Here is a 6071-nt window from a genome sequence, read left to right as displayed (position 1 = left end):
GACGCCGCAACAGTTTGCAGAGACTTTTTTAACCGCAGACTCCAAGTCGTTCTCGTACTAAATTGGGGAGCAGGTCAACTCAAGCTTGACAGCAACGCAGATGCGGTGAATGCGGGGGCAACAAACAGGACGACGATTGCCATTCCCCGTTTAATAAACCGGAGGCACTCTCTTATTTGGAAGTGTGGATTGTCAACGCCAACGACCGGGGACGGTTCAATCCGGTGTTGAGGTTAGCGCCGATATCGCCACGCGACAGAGTAGTGTGGCTGCGCTATCAAACGTTGATTTAGCCGCTCGAGCAATTTTTCATAATTGCTCTCGAATCCGTACCCGGAAGAAGGCGGTCAAGCCGACCGCCCTTTGCATTACGCATGCAGATGAAGTTCTTTACTTAGCAGACGGGCTTGGTAATTTCATTATCTCGCGCGCCTCCTCTGGCGTCGCTGGCTCCATATCCAACTCCCGAATGATTCTTACAATGCGCTCAGTAAGTTGAACGTTTGTGGCTAGCTCGCCATGTCGATAATAGAGATTGTCTTCGAGGCCAACGCGTGCATGCCCTCCCAGTAACAAAGCGTTGACATTTGCCTCCAATTGGGACGACCCAATTCCGCTGACGCAAAAAATACTTCCCTTTGGCAAGGTATCGACCATCATCTGCAGATAGCGTGGCGAATACGGCATTGCATTCTGAAAGTTTCGATGCACATTCATCACTAAATTGATGAAATATGGCTCCGCATCATGCCCCTCTTTGATCAGCGTCGTAGCATCTTGGAGCACGTGAGTAGGACTGAAAACTTCCCACTCTGGTTTAATTCCCCGCGCCTTCATTCCCTCTGCCAAGAAGCGCGCCTTGCTTAGCGGCGTGTTCATGATAATTTCCTTACCGCCAAAGCTCATATTGAGTGTCGTTGCGTCGAGGGTACACATCTCGGCCCCAGCATCCATTCCCTTTATACGCTCTTCCCACACCAACTCCCACGTGCCATTTTCATTTTGCCGGATCATGTCACCATGAACACCGCCTCCAGTTGAATTATTGATGACAATGTCGCACTTGCTTCTGATTCGTGAATTAATGTCACGATATATCTCTGGATTGCAGGTGGCTCCATCATCGCTAGGGCGACGTGCGTGAATAGCCACCACACTTGCACCCGCGTTGTAGCAACGATAAACATCGTCGGCTATCTCATGCGGCTGCGTAGGTAAATTCTGATTTTGCGACTTGAAGGCCATTCCGCCGGTAGGCGCAATGGTTACGATCACTTTTCTCTTACTCATTTCCGTCTCCCTTGCTATTGGTTCAGCTACTTACTTCCACAATGTGCACTTGCTTTCTTCCTTTCGCGTAAAAGCCTTGTCACCAGAAATTGTCTGGACCACATCAAAGTAATCCCATGGCTCCTTCGACTTGTCCGGAGCTTTCACTTGCAGCAAATACATGTCATGCACGACACGCCCGTCGTCGCGGAAGACACCGTTCTTCAAATAGAGGTCGTTAAGCTTGTTCTTTTTCAGGTAAGAGATAATCACCTCACTATCGTCACTACCAGTCGCCTTGACTGCACGCAGATACTGCAATGCTGCAGAATAGTCCGCTGCATGGAGGGAAGTTGGCATTCCTTGACGCTTCTGATAAAAGCTCTTGCTCCAAGCGCGAGCTTCAGGTGAAATATTCCAGTGCCAGCTATCAGTCAAGTACATGCCCTGGGTAGCTTGCAGCCCAAGTGCATGAATATCAGTGATATACATGCTGAGGCCTGCTATCCGCATCGACTTCATCAGACCGAATTCATTAGCGGCCTTCACCGCATTGATCGAATCTCCTCCAGCGTTGGCCAAGCCTAGAATCTGCGCCTTGCTTGCCTGCGCCTGTACCATGAACGAAGAAAAGTCGCTGGCGCCGAGCGGGTGCTTGACTGAACCCAGCACCGTGCCGCCCGCAGCTTTAACTACGGCCGCCGTATCATTTTCCAACGCGATCCCGAAGGCGTAGTCTGCTGTCACCATGAACCAAGTTTTTCCACCAGCCGCCGCGACAGCACTGCCAGCCACACGAGCTTGCGCAGTAGTATCGTAGGCGTAGTGGAACGTGTAAGGCGAACATTGCTCATTGGTTAAAGCAGGTGCACCGGCTCCCACCACAAACACAATCTTCTTCTTTTCATAAGCCACCTTTGCAACCGCTAGCGCAGCACTTGAGTTGGTGCCAGCGATAAGCATATCGACGTCATTTCTATCAATCCACTCTCGAGCTTTTGAGGCGGCCACATCTGGCTTATTCTGGTGATCGGCCGTAAGTAGTTCAATCTTCTTCCCGGTGATATTGCCCCCCATTTCGGTGATTGCCATGCGTATCGCCTCTGCCCCCCCGGGACCGTCTACAGCAGAAAAAACACCTGACATGTCCGTTATGAAGCCAATCTTGATGACGTCATTCGAGATCGCAGAATACGCAGGCACATTTACCGAACTGAAAATCACCAAACCCGCAATTACCAATATCGTCTTCACCCGCATTTTCTCCTCCGTTTTTAATTATCCAGACAGCGAAATGGAATAATAAGAAAACTTGATACCCTGACACTGTCACACTTGAGACAAAGAGAAACAGTTCCGCTAAAAGCAGAGAAGAAATACCGCAGACATATAGAGTCACACCCGCCACAGAAGCGACAACCGTTGGAGTGATCAGAAAAATATGACCAGGAACGCAGGAGGAACCAAGGTGAAAAGTCAACTTCCCGAATCATCGACAGTTCGCAAAATGAAGGGGGAGATACCAGCCTCGCCCTCGCTGAGCAAGCTAGAGGCACTCCAACAGACGCCATGGTTTAGCTTGCTGGAACGTAGCTCCCAGCAGCTAATTCTCAACGAATCAAAAGAACTTGAAGTGGAGGCCGGCAGCTTCGTGCTGCGAGCAGGCGACTCGCCTGTTGGATGGTTTAGTGTTCTTGAGGGCCTACTTAAATGGTCTGCCATTGCGGAAGATGGGCGCAGTGTGTCCATGGCAGGATTCTCACCGGGTAGCTGGTTCGGAGAGGCCAGTCTCGTACGAGGCGAGCCGTATGACTACCACGCCATCGCGCTGAGGAAAAGCAGGGTCTTGATAGTTCCACAATCTACTTGCCACCAGCTTTTTCGTGAGCAAATCGCGTTTTCAAACGCTGTGATGCGTCAACTGGCCGAGAGAGTCAACTATTTCATGGGGACATTTTCGGCCCAAATACTTTCAAATATGGAGGTAAAAATTGCCCAAACGCTAGCCTCGATGTTCAATAAGGAATTACATCCGAGGAGACAACCTCACCTAGGAATCACTCAGGAGGAGCTAGCGAATTTGTGCGGTGTCTCACGTCAACGCTGCAATCTCGTTCTCAATCGCTTTGCAAGAAGTGGGATGTTGACTATCGAATATGCCGGGATCACGGTCATCGACTTGGAGCGCCTACGCTCCTTCTCCGGTCCAAAACGAGTTTCTCCAAAATGACGCACTTCCCTGTTGAATTTCCTCAGGAAATTTGCATCCTAAGTTAACCCATGTTTAGACCACAATCCTGCTCATGTCAGCGAGCGGGAGAACGGAGTGATAGACGTGGCCCTACTTGGAATTATTCGACGCTGGTACATCCGGGATCGTATTTCAATCAGAGAGATGGCACGCCGGCTAGACATCTCCCGCAACACGGTTCGTCGCTACATTCATTCTGACACGATTGAGCCGTCTTACCCCGCTAGGCGCTCCACGAGCGCCCCAGTATCCATTCACGCCTCGGCTCTCCGCTTGGCTAGCTGCCGAAGCAGTCAAATCCCGCAAACAAAGACGTGACCTTGAAACAGATGTTTCTCGATTTAAAAGAGTTGGGATATCAGGGATCGTACGACCGCGTGGCTTCCTTCGGAAGGCAGTGGAAGGTGGGTCAACTGGAGAGGGTCAACTCTGCGAGCAAATCAACATAAGCGATCCTGGAATTCATCTAGACATCGATATACCAGTCGATATACATCGCGCCAAATTGCTTGGAAACCAAAGATGTTTCGAATCTCAACCCTACAATTGACAAGCAAAAATACATAACTCTGAGCGACTCTCGTCGCTCAGAGTTATTAGCAGAAGCGTCCTGAATTCTTTTTATCGTCCGTTGGCGTCATTTCACCAACGGGCACCCTCCATCTGCCAATGGACGAAAAGCTTGATCGGCGGGAATCGTAGCGATGTTCTTATAGTAGTCCCACGGGTATTTTGACTCGGATGGCTTCTTCACCTGATAAACATACATGTCATGCACCATGCGACCATCCACCCGAATACGGCCATTTTTGGCAAACATATCGTTAATTGGCGTGGCCTTCATCTTTGCCATTACAGTTGCAGTTTCGTCAGTGCCGGCGGCTTTGACCGCTTCCAGATAATGCAGCGTCGAGGAATAGTCGCCTGCATCACCCATAGTTGGCATGCGCTTGGTCAGCGCGAAGAAGCGACGTGACCACTTACGCGTTTCCTCGTCGCGATCCCAGTAGAATCCGTTAGTGAGCGTCAACCCCTGTGCCACTTCCAACCCCATGGCATCGACGTCTGTGATCCAAACAAGCAGGCCTGCCAGAACCTGCTTACCCAACTTGGTAACGCCAAATTCGTGCGCCGATTTGACAGCGTTGATGAAGCCTGTTCCAGAGCCAGCCAAGGCAATTACTTTAGCCTTGGATTGCTGGGCTTGGAGAAGGAACGACGAATGATCAGAAGCATTCAGCGGATAGCGTACCGTTCCGATGACCTTACCGCCCTGTGCCTTAACAGCCGCCGCTGTATCTGCCTCTAACGAATGGCCGAAAGCATAATCGGCTGTCAAAAAGAACCAGCTATCTCCGCCCTGTTTAATAATGGCATTTCCAGTACCGTTGGCTAGTGCGTAGGTGTCGTATGCGTAGTGAATGCTGTTAGGGGTACAGGCATCGCCTGTAATGCGTGACGATCCCGAGCCGTTGATAATGGCGATTCCATTCTTTTCCTTTGCCACTGTCATGACTGACAGTGCCACGCCCGAGTTGATCAGGTTGTTGATCATCTTGACGTTCTGTGTGTCGAACCACTCACGCGCCTTGCTGGCGGCAATGTCAGGCTTGTTCTGGTGGTCATTCACCAATACTTCGATAGGACGCCCCAGTACGTTTCCGCCAAAATCCTGAACCGCCATCTTCACGGCGGTAACCGCGCCTTGCCCCGCCTCATGTGAGAACTGCCCCGACAAGTCGGTCATCACGCCAATGCGCAGCGGCTTGGCTGCCTGCGCGCAAGCTCCCTGTGCTGCCAGCGCCAGCATCAGTGCCGCCGGCGTCATCCTCATCAATTTATTCATGCCTCGCTCCTAAATTCGCCATATAGTTTTCTTATGCAAGCATATAACTTGCATAAGGAGATTATTAAAAATGAGGCGAACTGTCAAAATTTTTATAGATTTCGGCGAAAATCAGGAGATAACTGAGTTATTTCTAATATATTTATCTACAACAACACGGGCGTACCTTACTCACCTTCCGATTGACAAGAGATTGATCCCATTTTAATCTACTTATGCAAGCAACAAAAACGATAATTCAAGATGCAACCTTAAGGAGGAGTGATGACGAACGTCATCCTGGAGACGCACGGCCTGACAAAAGGATTCAAGGGATTCACCGCCGTTAATGACGTAAATCTGAAAGTGACTCGCGGTCACATTCATGCATTGATCGGCCCCAACGGCGCCGGCAAAACCACCTGTTTCAACTTGCTGACCAAGTTCCTGGTTCCGACCTCGGGCCAGATCCTGTTCAACGGTCGTGACATCACCATGGATGCACCGGCGCAGATCGCGCGCCAGGGCATCATCCGTTCCTTCCAGATTTCGGCCGTCTTCCCGCACATGAGCGTGCTGGAGAACGTGCGCATCGGCCTGCAGCGCAAGCTCGGTACCTCCTTCCATTTCTGGAAGAACGGCGAGAGCCTGAAGCAGCTCGACGAGCGTGCCATGCAGCTGCTGGAAGAAGTGGACCTCACCGGTTTCGCCCACACCACCACGGTG

The 6071-nt window shown here is 50.8% G+C and carries 6 protein-coding genes; 3 read left to right on the top strand and 3 right to left on the bottom strand.

Annotation, left to right across the window (positions count from 1 at the left end):
• Positions 1-390 precede the first annotated feature (390 nt).
• Both BTM36_RS03865 and BTM36_RS03860 read right to left on the bottom strand, forming a co-directional pair.
• Positions 391-1290: a 3-keto-5-aminohexanoate cleavage protein gene (locus BTM36_RS03865; protein ID WP_077235303.1), complete on the bottom strand. Its 900-nt coding sequence runs from the start codon at positions 1288-1290 to the stop codon at positions 391-393.
• 30 nt (positions 1291-1320) lie between these two features.
• Positions 1321-2529, bottom strand: a complete 1209-nt coding sequence (locus BTM36_RS03860) for an ABC transporter substrate-binding protein (RefSeq protein WP_077235302.1) — start codon at positions 2527-2529, stop codon at positions 1321-1323.
• A 208-nt stretch (positions 2530-2737) separates the two neighbouring features.
• Between BTM36_RS03860 and BTM36_RS03855 the strand changes: the two genes are divergently transcribed.
• On the top strand, positions 2738-3499 hold the full coding sequence (locus BTM36_RS03855) for a Crp/Fnr family transcriptional regulator (protein ID WP_254426909.1): 762 nt from the start codon (positions 2738-2740) through the stop codon (positions 3497-3499).
• Between the two features lie 96 nt (positions 3500-3595).
• On the top strand, positions 3596-3838 hold the full coding sequence (locus BTM36_RS27590) for an HTH domain-containing protein (RefSeq protein WP_077235300.1): 243 nt from the start codon (positions 3596-3598) through the stop codon (positions 3836-3838).
• Positions 3839-4157: 319 nt separating this feature from the next.
• Here BTM36_RS27590 and BTM36_RS03845 read toward each other — a convergent pair whose 3' ends face one another.
• Positions 4158-5366, bottom strand: a complete 1209-nt coding sequence (locus tag BTM36_RS03845) for an ABC transporter substrate-binding protein (protein ID WP_077235299.1) — start codon at positions 5364-5366, stop codon at positions 4158-4160.
• A gap of 264 nt (positions 5367-5630) precedes the next feature.
• Between BTM36_RS03845 and BTM36_RS03840 the strand changes: the two genes are divergently transcribed.
• The coding region (locus BTM36_RS03840) for an ABC transporter ATP-binding protein (protein ID WP_139347046.1) at positions 5631-6071 on the top strand (441 nt) is incomplete at its 3' end.

Source organism: Herbaspirillum sp. VT-16-41 (genome assembly GCF_001994935.1).
GTDB lineage: Bacteria > Pseudomonadota > Gammaproteobacteria > Burkholderiales > Burkholderiaceae_D > Herbaspirillum > Herbaspirillum frisingense.
This window is presented reverse-complemented; position numbering and strand designations above follow the sequence as displayed.